The sequence below is a fragment of the Ralstonia sp. RRA genome (assembly GCF_037023145.1).
GTDB lineage: Bacteria > Pseudomonadota > Gammaproteobacteria > Burkholderiales > Burkholderiaceae > Ralstonia.
Map to the genome: position 1 here is coordinate 183,380 of NZ_CP146091.1, position 15,122 is coordinate 198,501.

Annotated in this window: 16 protein-coding genes; 2 read left to right on the forward strand and 14 right to left on the reverse strand. The window is 64.1% G+C overall.

Features of this window, described 5'->3' with window-relative positions; translation table 11 throughout:
• Positions 1-36: 36 nt before the first annotated feature.
• From V6657_RS00880 to argS, 5 genes are all read right to left on the reverse strand, one after another.
• Complete coding sequence (locus V6657_RS00880) at positions 37-885, reverse strand: helical backbone metal receptor (RefSeq protein ID WP_048933276.1); 849 nt, start codon at positions 883-885, stop codon at positions 37-39.
• Positions 882-1,676 carry an SDR family oxidoreductase gene (locus V6657_RS00885; RefSeq protein WP_048933277.1) on the reverse strand — a complete coding sequence of 265 codons (795 nt, stop codon included), beginning with the start codon at positions 1,674-1,676 and terminating at the stop codon, positions 882-884. Before V6657_RS00885 ends, V6657_RS00880 begins: the two co-directional genes overlap by 4 nt.
• 115 nt (positions 1,677-1,791) lie before the next feature.
• On the reverse strand, positions 1,792-2,448 hold the full coding sequence (locus tag V6657_RS00890; protein ID WP_021196243.1) for a thiol:disulfide interchange protein DsbA/DsbL: 657 nt from the start codon (positions 2,446-2,448) through the stop codon (positions 1,792-1,794).
• A gap of 135 nt (positions 2,449-2,583) precedes the next feature.
• Entirely contained in the window at positions 2,584-3,312 is a 729-nt protein-coding gene (locus V6657_RS00895; protein WP_048933347.1) for an SPOR domain-containing protein, read from the reverse strand.
• A 69-nt stretch (positions 3,313-3,381) separates the two neighbouring features.
• Positions 3,382-5,166 carry an arginine--tRNA ligase gene (gene argS / locus V6657_RS00900; RefSeq protein ID WP_048933278.1) on the reverse strand — a complete coding sequence of 595 codons (1,785 nt, stop codon included), beginning with the start codon at positions 5,164-5,166 and terminating at the stop codon, positions 3,382-3,384.
• 182 nt (positions 5,167-5,348) lie between these two features.
• Here argS and V6657_RS00905 point away from each other — a divergent pair, with 182 nt between their 5' ends.
• The gene (locus tag V6657_RS00905) at positions 5,349-5,669 is read left to right on the forward strand and encodes a DUF1840 domain-containing protein (RefSeq protein WP_048933279.1); all 321 of its coding nucleotides are present in this window, start codon (positions 5,349-5,351) and stop codon (positions 5,667-5,669) included.
• Positions 5,670-5,800: 131 nt separating this feature from the next.
• Here the strand turns inward: V6657_RS00905 and V6657_RS00910 are convergent, their stop codons facing one another.
• The 3 genes from V6657_RS00910 to V6657_RS00920 form a co-directional block, all read right to left on the reverse strand.
• The gene (locus V6657_RS00910) at positions 5,801-6,355 is read right to left on the reverse strand and encodes a ferritin-like domain-containing protein (protein WP_048933280.1); all 555 of its coding nucleotides are present in this window, start codon (positions 6,353-6,355) and stop codon (positions 5,801-5,803) included.
• Positions 6,356-6,400: 45 nt separating this feature from the next.
• On the reverse strand, positions 6,401-6,826 hold the full coding sequence (locus V6657_RS00915) for a DUF883 family protein (RefSeq protein ID WP_048933281.1): 426 nt from the start codon (positions 6,824-6,826) through the stop codon (positions 6,401-6,403).
• A 154-nt stretch (positions 6,827-6,980) separates the two neighbouring features.
• Positions 6,981-7,154, reverse strand: coding sequence for a DUF1328 family protein (locus V6657_RS00920; RefSeq protein WP_021196248.1), 174 nt, complete (start codon positions 7,152-7,154; stop codon positions 6,981-6,983).
• Between the two features lie 249 nt (positions 7,155-7,403).
• On the opposite strand from V6657_RS00920, the gene V6657_RS00925 reads away from it, so the two are divergent.
• Complete coding sequence (locus V6657_RS00925) at positions 7,404-8,852, forward strand: CHASE3 domain-containing protein (protein WP_048933348.1); 1,449 nt, start codon at positions 7,404-7,406, stop codon at positions 8,850-8,852.
• Positions 8,853-8,922: 70 nt separating this feature from the next.
• Here the strand turns inward: V6657_RS00925 and V6657_RS00930 are convergent, their stop codons facing one another.
• The 6 genes from V6657_RS00930 to V6657_RS00955 form a co-directional block, all read right to left on the reverse strand.
• The gene (locus V6657_RS00930) at positions 8,923-9,063 is read right to left on the reverse strand and encodes an entericidin A/B family lipoprotein (protein ID WP_048933282.1); all 141 of its coding nucleotides are present in this window, start codon (positions 9,061-9,063) and stop codon (positions 8,923-8,925) included.
• Between the two features lie 78 nt (positions 9,064-9,141).
• The gene (locus tag V6657_RS00935) at positions 9,142-9,582 is read right to left on the reverse strand and encodes a response regulator (RefSeq protein ID WP_048933283.1); all 441 of its coding nucleotides are present in this window, start codon (positions 9,580-9,582) and stop codon (positions 9,142-9,144) included.
• 124 nt (positions 9,583-9,706) lie between these two features.
• Complete coding sequence (locus V6657_RS00940; RefSeq protein ID WP_009277190.1) at positions 9,707-10,339, reverse strand: response regulator transcription factor; 633 nt, start codon at positions 10,337-10,339, stop codon at positions 9,707-9,709.
• Between the two features lie 295 nt (positions 10,340-10,634).
• The gene (locus V6657_RS00945) at positions 10,635-11,060 is read right to left on the reverse strand and encodes a hypothetical protein (RefSeq protein WP_048933284.1); all 426 of its coding nucleotides are present in this window, start codon (positions 11,058-11,060) and stop codon (positions 10,635-10,637) included.
• A 243-nt stretch (positions 11,061-11,303) separates the two neighbouring features.
• Positions 11,304-14,021: a methionine synthase gene (metH, locus tag V6657_RS00950; RefSeq protein ID WP_048933285.1), complete on the reverse strand. Its 2,718-nt coding sequence runs from the start codon at positions 14,019-14,021 to the stop codon at positions 11,304-11,306.
• A 52-nt stretch (positions 14,022-14,073) separates the two neighbouring features.
• Positions 14,074-15,114 carry a homocysteine S-methyltransferase family protein gene (locus V6657_RS00955; protein WP_048933349.1) on the reverse strand — a complete coding sequence of 347 codons (1,041 nt, stop codon included), beginning with the start codon at positions 15,112-15,114 and terminating at the stop codon, positions 14,074-14,076.
• Positions 15,115-15,122: the final 8 nt, after the last annotated feature.

Below are 15,122 nucleotides of genomic sequence, written 5' to 3' on the forward strand. Positions count from 1 at the left end.
GCCTGCTGGCGGGTTTTGTTTTGGGTGGTTGCTGCTTTACAGGCGCAATGTCTTTCCGAACTGCGCCAGATACCGCACGCCTTCAATGGCCTTGCTGCCGTACCACGACACCATCTCGCCATCGACCAGGGAGACCGGCTTGCCGATCTGCTTTTCCAGCGCGTCGACGTGCTCTTCGGTAAAGCTGTAGGGCTCGGTGGAAAGCAGTACGCAGTCGATGTTGCGCACCACCTCGTCGCTCCAGCGGAAGGTGGGGTAGCGCGTGTCGGGGCGGTTGGGGCGGGCACAGTCGCCACTCTTCTCGGTGCCGCATTGCATGGGCGCAGGATCGTCTGGCCACGTATGGCAATTGATGAGCTTGAGCATGCGCGAGATATACGTGTCGCGCGACACCGTCATCCACGGGTCCTGCCAGATGGCGTACAGCACGCGGTGCGGCAGGAAGTGGCGGCCGCGCAGGGCTTCCAGCTCTTGCGTGAGCGTGTCTGACAGCTTCTGCGCCTGCGCCTCGCGGCGGAAGATGCCGCCCAGCAACTGGTATAGCGCGAGGTTGTCTTCCGGCGCGCACGGGTGCGTGACGATGATGTTGGGGATGAACTCGCGCAGCTTGTCGACGGTCGGGCGCGTGTTCTCGTCAATGTTGACGATGACGTGCGTGGGCGCAAGCTCGCGCAATTTGTCGAGCTTGACCGTCTTGGTGCCGCCCACCTTGGGCACGTTGCGCACGGCCTCGCGCGGGTGGATGCAGAAGCCGGTGCGGGCGACCAGCTGATCGCCCAGGTCGAGCGAGAACAGCAGGTCGGTAATGGACGGCACCAGGCTTGCGATGCGCGGTGTGATGTCGACGGGGGCGTGAGCAACGCCTAGCGCGTCGGTAAACGTCATGACGAAATCTCAGGTTTGCGGGGTTTGCGCGGCGCGCGCGCAAAGGCCAGGTCATACAGCCAACGCGGCAGCACGTGCAGCAGCTTGGCCACGATCCCCATCTGCCAGGGCAGCACGGTAAAGCGCACGCCGCGGTGGATTGCCTCCACGGCTTTCTGTGCGAACACGTCCACCGGCATCAGGAAGGGCATCGGATACGGGTTGTGCGCGGTCATCGGCGTGCGGATGTAGCCGGGGGCGATGGTCACCACACGCAAACCGAGCGGGCCAAACTCCACGCGCAGGCTTTCCATCAGCTTGATCACCGCCGATTTGGACGCGCTGTACGCCGCCGCACCCGGCAACCCGCGCACACCCGCCACGCTGGCAATACCGACCAGCGTGCCGCCGGGCTGGCCAGGTTTGGCGCGTGCCAGCATCGGCTCGACGAAGGGCTGGAAGGTGTTGAGCGTACCCATCCAGTTGGTGTCCATCACGCGGGCAAACGCTGCCAGATCGCCCGGTTCGCGCAGGTCGGTGCCTTCCGAAATGCCGGCGTTGGCGACCACCACGTCAGGCACGCCAGCCTCAGCGATGAAGGCTTCAGCGGCGGCGCGCATCGACTCAGCGTTGCATACATCGGCGGCATTGCAATGTACGCGGATGCCTGTCGGTAGCGTCTGCGCGAAGTCCTTGATCACGTCGACGCGCCGTGCAACCAGCCCCAGCGTGGCGCCTTGGGCAGCGTACTGCCGCGCCAGCGCCTGGCCGATGCCGCTGGAAGCGCCGGTGATGAAGACGGTTTGACTCATGTCGGGTGTCCTGTCGAAGGAGGGCAAGGAAAGTTGGCACAAAAAACGCCCGCACGGAGGCGGGCGCTGGTGGTGGTATCTCGCCCTGGGGCGAGGCCCCAGGTGCGGTCATCCATCACAGTTTGCGGTCGCGCACCTGCTGGACGAGGTAGTCGAGCGTCTGCGCGGCGCCCACGTTGCTGCCAGCATCGGCCGGCGACGTGGTGTACTTGCCTTGCACCACGATGGTCGGCACACCTTCGATCTTGTACTGATCGGCCAGTTGTGCGGCGCGTTTGGTATTGGAGTTTACGCTGAACGAGTTGTAGGCATCGCGGAACTGCTTCTCGTCGACACCATTGGCGGCCATGAACTTGGCAATGTCATCCAGTTCCGACATCGAGCGGTAGTTCTTGTGCAGCTGGTCAAACACGCGGTCATGCAGCGTGCGGCCGCTGGCATCCTTGGCGTCCAGCTTGCCCAGCGCTTCGAGCGTGTAGTAGATGCGCGTATGCGGTTCCAGCTTGGCGTTGAAGGCCACTGGCACGCGCTTGATCACCACGTCCTTGCCTTGCTTGGCCACCCAGGCCGTCCAGGTGTTTTCAAAGTCGTAGCAATGGGGGCAGCCGTACCAGAAGAACTCCGTGACTTCGATCTTGCCTGCGGGCACCGGCTGCGGCGATTGCAGCACTTTGTATTCCTTGCCGGCGGTGGGCGCGGCCTGGGCCGGCGCAGTCATCAGGAAACCGGCGCCGGTAGCGAGGGCGATCAGGAAAGCAGCGAGTTTTTTCATGGCGAATGGACGAAATAGGCGGGAAAGCCAGGGAAACCGAATCTGTGCAGCCCAAGGCGGGTGCCAGCGTAACTGAATCTCAGGTTTCTGACAGATCACAGCCCGCCGGGTTCAAGCGGGCTGCGTGTTTTCATGTCACTGCTGGCGGGCGAAGCGGATGACCGACGATTCCACGCCCGAAGCCTGCAGGCGGCTGCGCACGGCGGTCATCTCGTCCAGCGAGTTGTACGGGCCCATACGCACGCGGAACATGGTGGCGCCGTTCACTTCACGCTGCGTCACCTTGGCCTCGAAGCCCTGCATGGCGAGGTTGCCCTTCTGGCGCTCGGCATCGTCGGCCGATTTGTAAGCGCCCACTTGTAGGAAATAGCCCGTCTTGGCGGCATCCTGGCGTGCGATCTCGGCGATTGGGTCCGCCACGGGTTTCTCGTTGGAGGCCGTTGCGGGCGGCGTGGGCTGGGTGGTCTGCTTGGGCGGGCGCGCGGCAGGCGTGCTGGCCGGCTGCGTGGTCGCGCCCGGTTCGGCCGGGCGGGTGGTCGCTACCGGCGGCGGGGCGTTCGGCTCCGGCACCTGGTCGACCGGCTTGGCCGGCACGCGGCTCCACAGCGGGGCGTTCGGATCGGCGGCCGGGCCGCTGGCCTGCGGTGCGGCCGGCGCGGGCGTCGGCAGCGGGTTGACCACGGTGCCAGGCTCGCTCGGCTTGGGCTGCGCGCCGTTGCGCGACACGAACGGCACCGGCGCCTTGGTGATGTACACCGCCACCACGACGGCGATCGCCAAACCGACGATCAGGCCAAGCACCAGACCCAGAAACGTGCCGCCCCGTTGCGAGCGGGCACGGGAAGATTGCGTATTGCGTGCCATGTCCATCCTTCTAGAAGCGCCCGATTATAAGAGCGCCGTGTGTCGTCACTGCGGTCGTCGCTGCGGGCTTTACATCTTTTGAGGCGCGGAGACGCCAATCACTGCCAGCCCGTTGCGCAGCACCTGGCGCGTGGCGGCCAGCAGTGCGAGGCGCGCGCGCTTGACGGTCTCGTCGTCGACCAGCACGCGGTCAGCGTTGTAGAACGCGTGGAAGTCGCCCGCCAGGTCGCGCAGGTAGAAGGCCACGGCATGCGGGGCCAGCTCGCGCGCGGCATCGGTCAGCATGTCGGGGAAGGCCGCAAGGCGCTGCACCAGGGCGGTTGCCTGGGGGCTGACGTCCGGGCCCGTCACTGCGGCCAGGTCGGCGCTGGTGAGCGAGGCGGCATCAACGCCGGCGCGCTCGAACACCGAGCAGATGCGCGCGTGGGCGTACTGCACGTAGTACACCGGGTTCTCGTCGTTCTGCTTCAGCGCCAAATCCACGTCGAACACGAACTCGGTATCGGCCTTGCGCGACAGCAGGAAGAAGCGCACGGCGTCGCGGCCGCGCGTGAAGTGCGACGGCCAGTTCGGCTCACCGGCTTCCACGCAGGCGCGGATGGTGTCGACGCCGGATTCGGCATCGCCGTTGGACCATTCGATCAGGTCGCGCACGGTCACGTACGAACCGGCGCGCTTGGAGATCTTCACCTCCGCGCCGTCCTTCATCACGGTGACCATCTTGTGCAGGACGTAGTCGGGGTAACCCTTGGGGATGCCGATGTTCAGGCCCTGCAGGCCGGCGCGCACGCGGGCGATGGTGCCGTGGTGGTCGCTGCCCTGCACGTTGATGACCTGCGTGAAGCCGCGGCCCCACTTGGTGGTGTGGTAGGCCACGTCGGGCACGAAGTAGGTGTAGGCGCCGTCGGACTTGCGCATGACGCGGTCCTTGTCGTCGCCGTCATCGGTCGTGCGCAGCCACAGCGCGCCTTCCTGCTCGTACGTCTTGCCGGCGGCGACGAGTGCGTCCACCGTCTGCTGCACCTTGCCCTCGGTGTAGAGCGACGATTCCAGGTAGTAGCGATCGAACTTCACGCCGAAGGCTTGCAAGTCGATGTCCTGCTCGTTGCGCAGGTACGTGACGGCAAAGCGGCGGATGGCTTCGATGTCTTCCACATCGCCGGCGCCCGTCACAGGCTCGCCATCGGAGGCGCGTACGGTCTTGCCGGCCAGGTAATCGGCGGCGATGTCGGCGATGTAGTCGCCGTTGTAGGCGGCTTCGGGCCAGTTGGCGTCGCCCGGCTTGAAGCCGCGCGCGCGGGCTTGCACGGAGACGGCCAGGTTCTGGATCTGGACGCCGGCGTCGTTGTAGTAGAACTCGCGGTGGACGGTGTGGCCCTGCCAGTCGAGCAGGCTGGCCAGCGCATCGCCCAGCGCGGCCTGGCGGCCGTGGCCGACGTGCAGCGGGCCGGTCGGGTTGGCCGAGACGAATTCCACCAGCACCGGCGCGCCGTCATGCGTGTTGGCGGCACCAAACCGGTCGCCCTCGGCAAACACGGCGGCAATCACGTCGGCACGCGCGGCGGCCGACAGGCGCAGGTTGATGAAGCCTGGGCCGGCGATTTCCACGGCGGAAACCAGGCGCTGGCCGCGCGCATCGGCGCGGATGGCGTCGGCAATGCTGCCGGCGAGTTCGCGCGGGTTCTTGCCCAGCGGCTTGGCCAGTTGCAGCGCCACGTTACAGGCGATGTCGCCGTGCGCGGCTTGCTTGGGGCGCTCCAGGACGATCTCCGGTCGGGCCTGGCCTTCGGGCAGCAGGGAGCCGACGGCGTCGGACAGCAATTGGGCGATCGTCTGTTTGTGGGAGGGCAGCATAAAGAAACCATGACGCCGGCAGTGCTGAAACCGGTTGAAATCCAGTTCCGGCGCCGCCAGTTGCGTTGTTCGGGGAAAAGTACGAAATTTTATCAGGTGAGCCGCAGTCTCAGGCGTATCCGCCCTCCGCCGTGGCAACCTTCGGCTCCCAAAACCGACCCAACCGAGGAAACCTCAACATCATGATCACCTTTACTTCGCACGCTTCGCAAAAGTTCTCCATGCAGAAGGACCTCGCCATGGTGCTGCTGGGCGTGATCGGCAAGACGCTGGGCGAGCGCGGCGTCATTACGCCCGAAGAGATGCCCCACGCCATCGACCGCCTCAAGCGCGCCATCAAGGACGATACGCATCAGGCGCATATCCATGTGGCCGAACTGACCGCCAAGGATGACGAAGACGGCGAGGAAGAGCCGCCGCACCTCGGTCAACGCGCGTACCCGCTGCTGCACATGCTGGAGGAATCGCAGGTCGAGCAGACGCCCGTGATGTGGGGCGTCTGAGCAACGCTCAAAAAAATGCCCGGCCGCCAAACGGGTTGGTCCGGGCATCCGGCCATGGGGGCCGGCAGCGGGGGAAGGGAAGGGGCGAGCGCGCCTGTTTGCTGGGTCTTCTCCCGTCTTGCGTCTTGCTGTTACTGGTCGTGCAGCATGTCGGACAGCTCGTCCGCATGCTCTTCTTCCACGGCCAGAATGGCTTCCAGCACGCGCCGCGTGGTGGGGTCTCGGTCGCCGATATAGCGGACCATCTCCAGGTAGCTGTCGATCGCGATGCGTTCGGCCACCAGGTTCTCCTTGACCATTTCGACCAAGCCATCGGCTTCTACGTACTCCGAATGGCTGCGCGTGGCTAACCCTTCAGGGCTGAAGTTGGGCTCGCCGCCCAACTGTACGATGCGGGCGGCGATGCTGTCTGCGTGCTGCTGCTCTTCATTGGCGTGCACCAGAAACTCGGCGGCGATGGGCTCGGCGTTGATGCCGCGGGCCATGAAGTGATGGCGCCGGTAGCGCAGCACGCAGACCAACTCCGTGGCCAGCGCCTCATTCAGCAGCCGCAACACCGTCTCTCGATCGGCTTTGTAATCTTCGGTCACCGCGCCTTCCTGGATGTGCTGGCGGGCACGTTCGCGCAAGGTCTTGATATCGGTGAGGAAGCTGCTTTCCGGGGCAGCGACAAGCGTCGAACTCATGTGAGGGCTCCTGCAGAGTTGGGGGAGTGCGGGCCGGGGTTGGGGTTACTCGCTGGGCTCGCGCCGGTTGCCGCCGGCCAGGGCCACGACCAGGCCGATCGCCGCGCCAATCGCCACGGCCACGCCCACTGACTTGAACGGCGCTGAAGTGATGGTGTCTTCCGTGCGGCCCAGCGCCCAATCCATGCGGTCACGCGCCTGGTGAGCACGGTCGTTGGCAGCCCGGCGCAGCTGGTCAGCGCGCGCACGCAGCGTGCGACTGGCCCGGCGGGCTTCCGCGCTGCCCTCATCGGTCAGGGTGTAGATGGCGCTTTCGAGAGAGCGCAACAGGCTTTGTACGTCGTCCACGGCGGGGCGTGCGGCGTGGCGGGCATTGTCCACGGCGTCACCGGCGCTGCGCATGGCGCGGTGTGCACGGTCGTCGATGTCATCGATCCGATTGCGAATGCGTTGGCTGGCAAAGAGAGACATGGCGAAGCTCCTCGTCGTGGCGCTGCGGCAAGCACATACCGGCGGCGCAGTTGGTCAATTGCGATTTCGGCCCCAGCGAATCATGAAAAGGCGGGCCCTCTGCCATGTGAGTTAGCAAGACATGGGCCGTGCCTTCTCGTCTGCGCAGCCGGTGCTAATCAACCGCCTTGAAGATCGTGACGCCAAGCACCAGGAACAGCACGAACAGCACGACAAAGATGAAGAACAGGATCTTGGCGATGCTCGCCGCGCCCGCGGCAATGCCGGTAAAACCCAGTACGCCGGCCACCACGGAAACGATGGCGAAGATGAGTGCCCACTTCAGCATGTTGTTGCCTCCGGATAGGGGGTAGGAATGCGGTGTATCGCAGGGAGGATGTGTCTTGTGCTGCATTGCGCCAGGACTAGGCTCCCTGTTGGCGTACTCCTAAGCACACCGCGTGCCTGCGCGGGTGCGTCCTAGGTGTCGCCAGGCTCGCCCACGGGGTATCATGGGTATTGCCATAAAAAACACACGCAACGTGCGCCGCGTCGGGCGGCCGGATGCGTTTCATGCGTTCACATGGGTCTGCATGCCATGCGGTCATCCTTGCGCTCCACCCTGCTGCTCGCCGGCGGCATTCTGCTGACGCTGGGCGTGCTGATTGCCTCGGAGACGGGCAACATCCGCCTGAGCCAGGGGTATCGGCAGGTGATTCAGTCTCAGCAGGCAGAAACCGCCATCAACGAACTGCTTGCCGAACTCGTCAACGCAGAGGCCGGGCAGCGCGGCTTCCTGCTCACGGGCAAGGACGAATACCTCGATCCGTACAACAAGGCGATTCCGCATATCCACGCATTGATGGCGGAGATCCGCGATCACTACGCCAACGATCCGGAAGCGCTCAAGCTGTTCTCGGAGACCGCGCTGCAGGTCAGCCGCAAGCTCACTGAGATGGAACTCACGCTGATTTACGGCAAGCGTGACTTGGAGGTGGCGCTCGACCTCGTCCGCACCGATTTCGGCAAGGCTTCGATGGAAGCCGTGCGGCAGGGCCTGGACCGGCTGCGCCAGCGCGAGATCGGCACCGTGGCCCGCAGCCTGGAGCACGCCGAGCGCGATCTGGCGCTCTCGCGCTACGGCATCGCGCTCATCACCGCGGTCAACATCATCTTGCTGGTGACGTTGGGCATGCAGCACGCCAAGCGCCTCGCCGCCACCGAGCAGGAGCGTGACCTGCTCGAAGAGGAAAGCCAGAAGCTCGACCGTATGGTGCGCGAACGCACGCGTCAGCTGTCTGACTTGGCCGCCCACTTGCAACGCGTGACCGAAGACGAGAAGACGCGCCTTGCGCGCGAGCTGCACGACGAGCTGGGGGCCATCCTCACTGCCACCAAGATGGACTTGCACTGGCTGCGCTCACGCATCACGTCCATCGAGCCGGCTGTTGGTGAAAAAATTACGCGTGTGATGTCGCATGTGGACCAGGGCATCCAGATCAAACGTCGCCTGATTGAAGACCTGCGCCCGACCATCCTGCTCAACCTGGGTTTGGTTGAAGCGCTCTCGCAGCTGACCGAGGACGTTGGCGTGCGCAACGGCTGGCATACCGAGGTCAGCCTGCCTGATGAGATGCCCAAGCTCACCGACGATGCGGCGATCGCGCTGTATCGCATCGTGCAGGAGTCGCTGACCAACGCCTCGAAGTATGCGCATGCGACGACGGTGTCCGTGGCGCTCGATGCCAGCGAAGAGGGCGTGCGCCTGCGCGTGCGCGACAACGGCCGTGGCTTCCCGGCCGATATCGAACGCCGTCGCATGGTGGGCCATCACGGCCTGCTGGGCATGGAGCAGCGCGCCATTGCGCTGGGCGGCACGTTGACCATCGATTCCACGCCCGGCGGTGGGGTGACCATCATTGCTGAGTTGCCCCCCACTGACGCGGTGTTCTATCGCGAGGGCGTTAGCGACAGCGGGCCTGCTGGTCCGCACACACTGCCCGGTAGTGTGGCGCCGGGCTCGGGCGAGGGCGGCGCGCTGGTCTGAAAAGTAGAAAAGCAAAAGCCCCTTAACCAAGTTAAGGGGCTTTTTTCATGCGCGTCTTACAACGTGGCGCTTACATCTTCTGCTTGGCGTTGTCAGCCGCATTTTCCAGCTTCTGACCACCATTCTGGATGTCTTTGCCGGCACCCGCCATGGTGTTGCAGCCGGCCAGGAAGATGCACGTCAACGCAATTGCGGCACACAGGGTCTTCATGAAACGCTCCTTGTGGGGGTCGAAAGCAATGTGGGCAATGTTCGGTTTCGCAGCATGGCGGCCGCAGGCAGGCAGATCTCAGGCGTGCGGATGGTGCACGGTCTGCTGACGGGGGCGTGCCACGCCGGCACGTTCTTCGATCACCTCGAACACCTTGTCGAGTTCGAGCGACTTGTCGAAGAAGTAGTTGGCGCCGGCTTCAAAGCAGCGCTGCCGATAGGTCGGTACCTGCGCGTGATTGGTGTAGACGATGCGCACGCTGGGCGATGCTTGATCGCGCAACGTTTGGAGAACCTTGAAACCATTCCCCTGGCGCAATTGCAGATCGACGATCACGACGTCGTAGTGGCCTTGCGCCAGTTGGTGCAGCGCCAAATCTTCCGTGTCGGCCCATTCGACAACCGCTACGAAGGCGGATGCCTTGAGGTACTCCAGCACCATGCCGCGAAGCACGGGGGAGTCCTCGATGAGGAGGACGCGCAATCCACGGGCGGAGAGGGTGACAGCTTGATCCAGCATGGGTTGATGGTAGCCAGCGGGCCGCCTGGGTGGTATCAGGCGTTGTCCTACATGCCAACAGGGTTTCCGGCCGGTTAGCGTTTTGGCCGGGCCGTTTTGCCTTGGTTTTCCACCCGGTGAAGCGTCACTCCACCAGGCCGTTCTTGATGGCGTAATAGGTCAGATCGGCATTGGATTTCATGCCCATCTTTTCCAGGATGCGGGTGCGGTAGGTACTGACCGTCTTGACGCTCAAAAACAGCTCTTCCGCGATGATCGACACCGATTGCCCGCGCGCGAGCTTGCAGAAGATCTGGAATTCGCGCTTGGACAGCGTCTGGTGCAGGGGCTGGTCGGTCGGCTTTTCCAGACCGCCGATCAGTAGTTCGGCGACGGTCGGGCTCACATAGCGGCGGCCCTGCGACACGGTGCGGATAGCCTTGACGAGCTCATCCGGCGCACTTTCCTTAGTCAGATAGCCCGAGGCACCGGCGCGGATCAGGTTGATCGCGTACTGGTCTTCCGGAAAGGTGGACAGGATCAGCACGGGCAGATCCGGATGGCGTTGGCGCGCCAGCTTGAGCGTATCGATGCCGTTGCGGTCGGGCATGGAGATGTCGAGCACGACCACGTCGAAGGCGCCGGTGCGGAGTTGCTCCATCACCTCTTCCCCGCTCGCTGCTTCCCCTGCAACTTCGATGTCCCGCTCTTCAGACAAAAACTGCCGAAGGCCGGCGCGGACGATTTCATGGTCGTCCGCAATCAGGACGCGAATCATGCTGCTCCTCGTGGACGGCACGCCCGGCAGGATGCCGGTGTGCGCGCTGCGCTTGTTGGTTCGATACGACAGCAATTGTATCGGACTGTAGCGTGAAACCGGAGTCGCCCGCGTGTTCGATTCGCCTTGCCGGTTCCGGTGATTTTCTCTGGGCTTCCATTGGTGCCTGCGAGTGTGCTCGAGTCACAACATGCAGGGGGCGCCCAGAAAAAAGAAAACGGGGCGGTGGTATCCGCCCCGTGATGGCCACTGTGGACTGACGCCGGGTTTGGAGCCCGGCGCACGTCTGGCTGGCTTACTTGCTCTGCGCTGCCGCGCCGGCGTTCACGCTGGCGTCAACGCTGGTGCTGCCGGTAGCGTCTGCCTTGGCAGCCTTCACCGTCTTGTGGGCCGACTTTTCAGCCTTGCCGACCGATTCGCCGACCTTGTCTGCAGTCTTGTCCACGCCGGCTTCAGCCTTGGCCTTGTGCTCGTGTGCAGCCTTGGCGCCGTGTTCGGCCTTGGTGGTCAGTTGGTGCTTGGCCGCATCGGTGTCGAGCTTGGCGCCGGCGTCGACCTTCAGGCCTGTGCCGACATTCGCTTGGGCGGGTGCCGGGGCGACTGCGGCCGTGCCGTTGGTTTGCAGTGCAGCGCCTGCGTTGGCCGACGGAGTTTGTGCGTTGGCGTAAGCCGAGGCAGCAGCGATAGCGATGGCGGACAGGGAGATCAGCAGCTTGTTCATGGAGAGACTCCTTATGTTCTCTGAACGGCCACGCGAGGGATTCGTCGCGGCATCACTCTGTGTGTGTGTTGAGTGAATGGGTTCAGTGTATGGAGCCCTTCCGGTTACGACTGTTAGGGGGTGTAAGCCTTTGTAATGAAAGCATCCCCCCTCTTGAAATGCCGGCAAAGCCAACGCCGGCAAGGCTTCACAGTCGTAAGACATGGCGAATGATCCGCCATGTTCTAAACGTCTTGTCACAGATTAGAGATTCGGCGCGAGGGCTCGCTCCACAAACGCGCGGTCTTCTCCGCTGCGGGCGACCATATCGTCCACCTGATCCTGGCCGATCTTGCCCAGCGTGAAGTACGTGCTGTCCGGGTGCGACAGATAGAAGCCCGACACGGAGGCGGCCGGCGTCATGGCCAGCGCTTCGGTCAGGTCCATGCCGATCTCTTGCGCGTCGAGCACGCGGAACATGTCGCGCTTGACCGTGTGCTCCGGGCAGGCTGGGTAGCCGGGCGCGGGGCGGATGCCCTTGTATTCCTCGCGGATGAGCGCGTCGTTGTCGAGCGTTTCGTCCGGTGCGTAGCCCCACAGGTCGCGGCGCACGCGGGCGTGCAGGCATTCGGCAAAGGCTTCGGCAAAGCGGTCGGCCAACGCCTTGAGCATGATCGCGCTGTAGTCGTCGTGGTCGGCTTCAAAAGCGGCTTCACGCTTCTGGACCCCTATCCCGCCGGTGACGGCAAACAGGCCGATGTAGTCGGCAATGCCGGTGCTCTTGGGTGCGATGAAATCCGCCAGGCAGCGGTTCGGGCGCATCACGCCGTCGATGATCGGGCGCTCGCTCTGCTGGCGGATGTTGCGCCAGGTGAGCGCGACTTCCGAGCGCGATTCGTCGGTGTAGATCTCGATGTCGTCGTCGTTGACGGTGTTGGCGGGCAGCAGCGCGATCACGCCGTTGGCCGTGAGCCAGCGCCCGGCGATCAGGCGCGCGAGCATGCTCTTGCCGTCCGAGAACACCTTGCGGGCCGATTCGCCCACGATCTCGTCGTTGAGGATGTCGGGGAATTTGCCGGCCAGGTCCCACGTCTGGAAGAACGGGCCCCAGTCGATGTACTGCGCGAGCTCGTTCAAGTCGTAGTTCTTGAACACGCGGCGGCCGATGAACTTCGGCTTGGGCGGCGTGTAGTTGGACCAGTCGATTTTGGTCTTGTTGGCGCGTGCGGCGGCCAGCGACACCATCGGCTGGGCTTTCTTGTTGGCGTGCTGGGTGCGGATGCGGTCGTAATCCGCATGCAGTTCTTCGACGTAGCGCGCGGCGCCTTCGTCCGACAGCAGGCTCGACGCCACGCTCACCGAGCGCGAGGCGTCTGGCACGTACACCACCGGGCCCTCGTAATTCGGCGCGATCTTCACGGCGGTGTGCACGCGGCTCGTCGTTGCGCCGCCGATCAGCAGCGGGATCTTCTTCACACGGAAGTAGTCATCGCGCTGCATTTCCGAGGCCACGTAGGCCATCTCTTCGAGCGATGGCGTGATCAGGCCCGACAGGCCGATGATGTCCGCGCCTTCCACCTTCGCCTTCGCCAGGATGTCGTTGCACGGGACCATCACGCCCATGTTCACGACTTCGAAGTTGTTGCACTGGAGCACGACCGTGACGATGTTCTTGCCGATGTCGTGCACATCGCCCTTGACCGTGGCGATGACGATCTTGCCGCGCGAGCGCACGTCGCCGCCGGCCGCGGCAATCTGGCGCTTCTCTTCTTCGATGAACGGAATCAGGTGGGCTACCGCCTGCTTCATCACGCGGGCGGACTTCACCACCTGCGGCAGGAACATCTTCCCGGCGCCGAACAGGTCGCCCACGATGTTCATGCCGTCCATCAGCGGGCCTTCGATCACCTGGATCGGGCGGCCGCCGGCCGCAAAAATCTTCTGACGGACTTCTTCCGTGTCTTCGACCACGTAGTCGTTGATGCCGTGCACGAGGGCGTGAGCCAGGCGCTTTTCCACCGGCTCTTGGCGCCAGGCGAGATTCTCTTCGCGCTTGGTGCCGCCGCCCTTGTAGCGGTCGGCGATTTCCAGCAGGCGGTCGGTCGCATCCGGGCGGCGATTGAGCACCACGTCTTCCACGCGGTCGCGCAGCTCGGCGTCGAGGTTTTCGTACACGCCGAGCTGACCCGCGTTGACGATGCCCATGTCCATGCCAGCCTGAATCGCGTAGTACAGGAACACGGTGTGGATCGCCTCGCGCACCATCTCGTTGCCGCGGAACGAGAACGACACGTTCGACACGCCGCCGCTCACTTTCGCGTACGGCAGGTTCTGCTTGATCCAGCGCGTGGCTTCGATGAAGTCGACCGCGTAGTTGTTGTGCTCTTCGATGCCGGTGGCGACCGCAAAGATGTTCGGATCGAAGATGATGTCTTCCGGCGCAAAACCGACCTGGTTCACCAGGAAGTCGTAGCTGCGCTTGCAGATCTCGGTCTTGCGCTGGAACGTGTCGGCTTGGCCTTGCTCGTCAAACGCCATCACCACCGCAGCCGCGCCGTAGCGCTTGATGAGCTTGGCGTGGTGCGCGAACTGTTCCTCGCCTTCCTTGAGCGAGATCGAGTTCACGATCGCCTTGCCCTGCACGCACTTCAGACCCGCCTCGATCACGTCCCACTTGGATGAGTCGATCATGATTGGCACGCGCGCAATGTCGGGCTCGGAGGCGATCAGATTCAGGAAGCGAACCATCGCCGCCTTGGAATCGAGCATCGCCTCGTCCATGTTGATGTCGATGACCTGCGCACCGTTCTCGACCTGCTGGCGCGCCACGGCCAGCGCCTCGTCGAACTGGCTGTTCAGGATCATGCGCGCGAACGCCTTGGACCCGGTGACGTTGGTGCGCTCGCCGACGTTGACGAACAGCGTGCTCTCACCGATGTTGAACGGTTCGAGGCCGGAGAGGCGCATGGGATGGTCGGTCATGTTCTTCTGAAGCAAATAAGGGGCAGGCGGGCGATGGCGTATCGGCTCGGGCTCAGGCGGCGTCCTTGTACTGGCCCGGCCAGCCGCGCGGCTTGCGATTGGCCACGCGGTCGGCAATCGCTTTGATGTGCTCGGGCGTGGTGCCGCAGCAGCCGCCCACCAAGTTCACCAGGCCGGCGGCCGCAAATTCGTCGACCAGGCTGGAGGTGACGTCGGGTGTTTCGTCAAAGCCCGTGTCGCTCATCGGGTTGGGCAGGCCGGCGTTCGGGTAGCAAGACACGGCGGTGTCGCAAATCTTCGCCAGCTCGGCGATGTACGGGCGCATCAGCGCGGCGCCCAGCGCGCAGTTCAGGCCGAAGGTAATCGGCTTGGCGTGGCGCAGGCTGTTCCAGAACGCCTCGACGGTCTGGCCCGAGAGAATACGGCCGGAGGCGTCGGTGACGGTGCCGGAGATCATCACGGGCACGCGCTCGCCGGTGTCCTCAAAGAGCTGGTCGATGGCGAACAGCGCCGCCTTGGCATTGAGCGTGTCGAAGATGGTCTCGACCAGGAACACATCCGCGCCACCTTCGAGCAGCGCCTTGCCCTGTTCGTAGTACGCGTCGCGCAGTTGATCGAAGCTGACGTTGCGCGCGCCCGGGTCGTTCACGTCAGGCGAGATGCTGGCCGTCTTGGGCGTCGGGCCGAAGGCGCCGGCCACGAAGCGCGGGCGCTCGGGCGTGCTGTACTTGTCGCAGGCTTCGCGTGCGATGCGGGCGGCCACCACGTTCATCTCGTAGGCCAGGTCCGCCATCTTGTAGTCTTCCTGCGCGATGGTCGTCGCGCCGAAGGTGTTGGTTTCGATCAGGTCGGCGCCGGCGGCCAGATACTGCTCGTGAATCTCGCGGATGACTTCCGGCCGCGTGAGCAGCAGCAGCTCGTTGTTGCCCTTGACGTCGATCGGGTGATCGGCGAACCGCTCGCCGCGATATTGCGCCTCGGTCAGCTTGTAGCGCTGGATCATGGTGCCCATTGCGCCGTCCAGGATCAGGATGCGCTCGCGCAGCAGCGCGGGCAGGTTGGCGGCACGGGTGTAGGGCAGGGGCGCGGTCATGAAGGACT

Bases quoted from the DNA above. Each gene is read 5' to 3' on its own strand.
- metH (WP_048933285.1), bottom strand. From the start codon at position 14,021: ATGACCGACCATCCCATGCGCCTCTCCGGCCTCGAACCGTTCAACATC.
- V6657_RS00890 (WP_021196243.1), bottom strand. From the start codon at position 2,448: ATGAAAAAACTCGCTGCTTTCCTGATCGCCCTCGCTACCGGCGCCGGT.
- V6657_RS00935 (WP_048933283.1), bottom strand. From the start codon at position 9,582: ATGCTGGATCAAGCTGTCACCCTCTCCGCCCGTGGATTGCGCGTCCTC.
- V6657_RS00925 (WP_048933348.1), top strand. From the start codon at position 7,404: ATGCGGTCATCCTTGCGCTCCACCCTGCTGCTCGCCGGCGGCATTCTG.
- V6657_RS00910 (WP_048933280.1), bottom strand. From the start codon at position 6,355: ATGAGTTCGACGCTTGTCGCTGCCCCGGAAAGCAGCTTCCTCACCGAT.
- V6657_RS00895 (WP_048933347.1), bottom strand. From the start codon at position 3,312: ATGGCACGCAATACGCAATCTTCCCGTGCCCGCTCGCAACGGGGCGGC.
- V6657_RS00930 (WP_048933282.1), bottom strand. From the start codon at position 9,063: ATGAAGACCCTGTGTGCCGCAATTGCGTTGACGTGCATCTTCCTGGCC.
- argS (WP_048933278.1), bottom strand. From the start codon at position 5,166: ATGCTGCCCTCCCACAAACAGACGATCGCCCAATTGCTGTCCGACGCC.
- V6657_RS00945 (WP_048933284.1), bottom strand. From the start codon at position 11,060: ATGAACAAGCTGCTGATCTCCCTGTCCGCCATCGCTATCGCTGCTGCC.
- V6657_RS00905 (WP_048933279.1), top strand. From the start codon at position 5,349: ATGATCACCTTTACTTCGCACGCTTCGCAAAAGTTCTCCATGCAGAAG.
- V6657_RS00915 (WP_048933281.1), bottom strand. From the start codon at position 6,826: ATGTCTCTCTTTGCCAGCCAACGCATTCGCAATCGGATCGATGACATC.
- V6657_RS00955 (WP_048933349.1), bottom strand. From the start codon at position 15,114: ATGACCGCGCCCCTGCCCTACACCCGTGCCGCCAACCTGCCCGCGCTG.
- V6657_RS00880 (WP_048933276.1), bottom strand. From the start codon at position 885: ATGACGTTTACCGACGCGCTAGGCGTTGCTCACGCCCCCGTCGACATC.
- V6657_RS00940 (WP_009277190.1), bottom strand. From the start codon at position 10,339: ATGATTCGCGTCCTGATTGCGGACGACCATGAAATCGTCCGCGCCGGC.
- V6657_RS00885 (WP_048933277.1), bottom strand. From the start codon at position 1,676: ATGAGTCAAACCGTCTTCATCACCGGCGCTTCCAGCGGCATCGGCCAG.
- V6657_RS00920 (WP_021196248.1), bottom strand. From the start codon at position 7,154: ATGCTGAAGTGGGCACTCATCTTCGCCATCGTTTCCGTGGTGGCCGGC.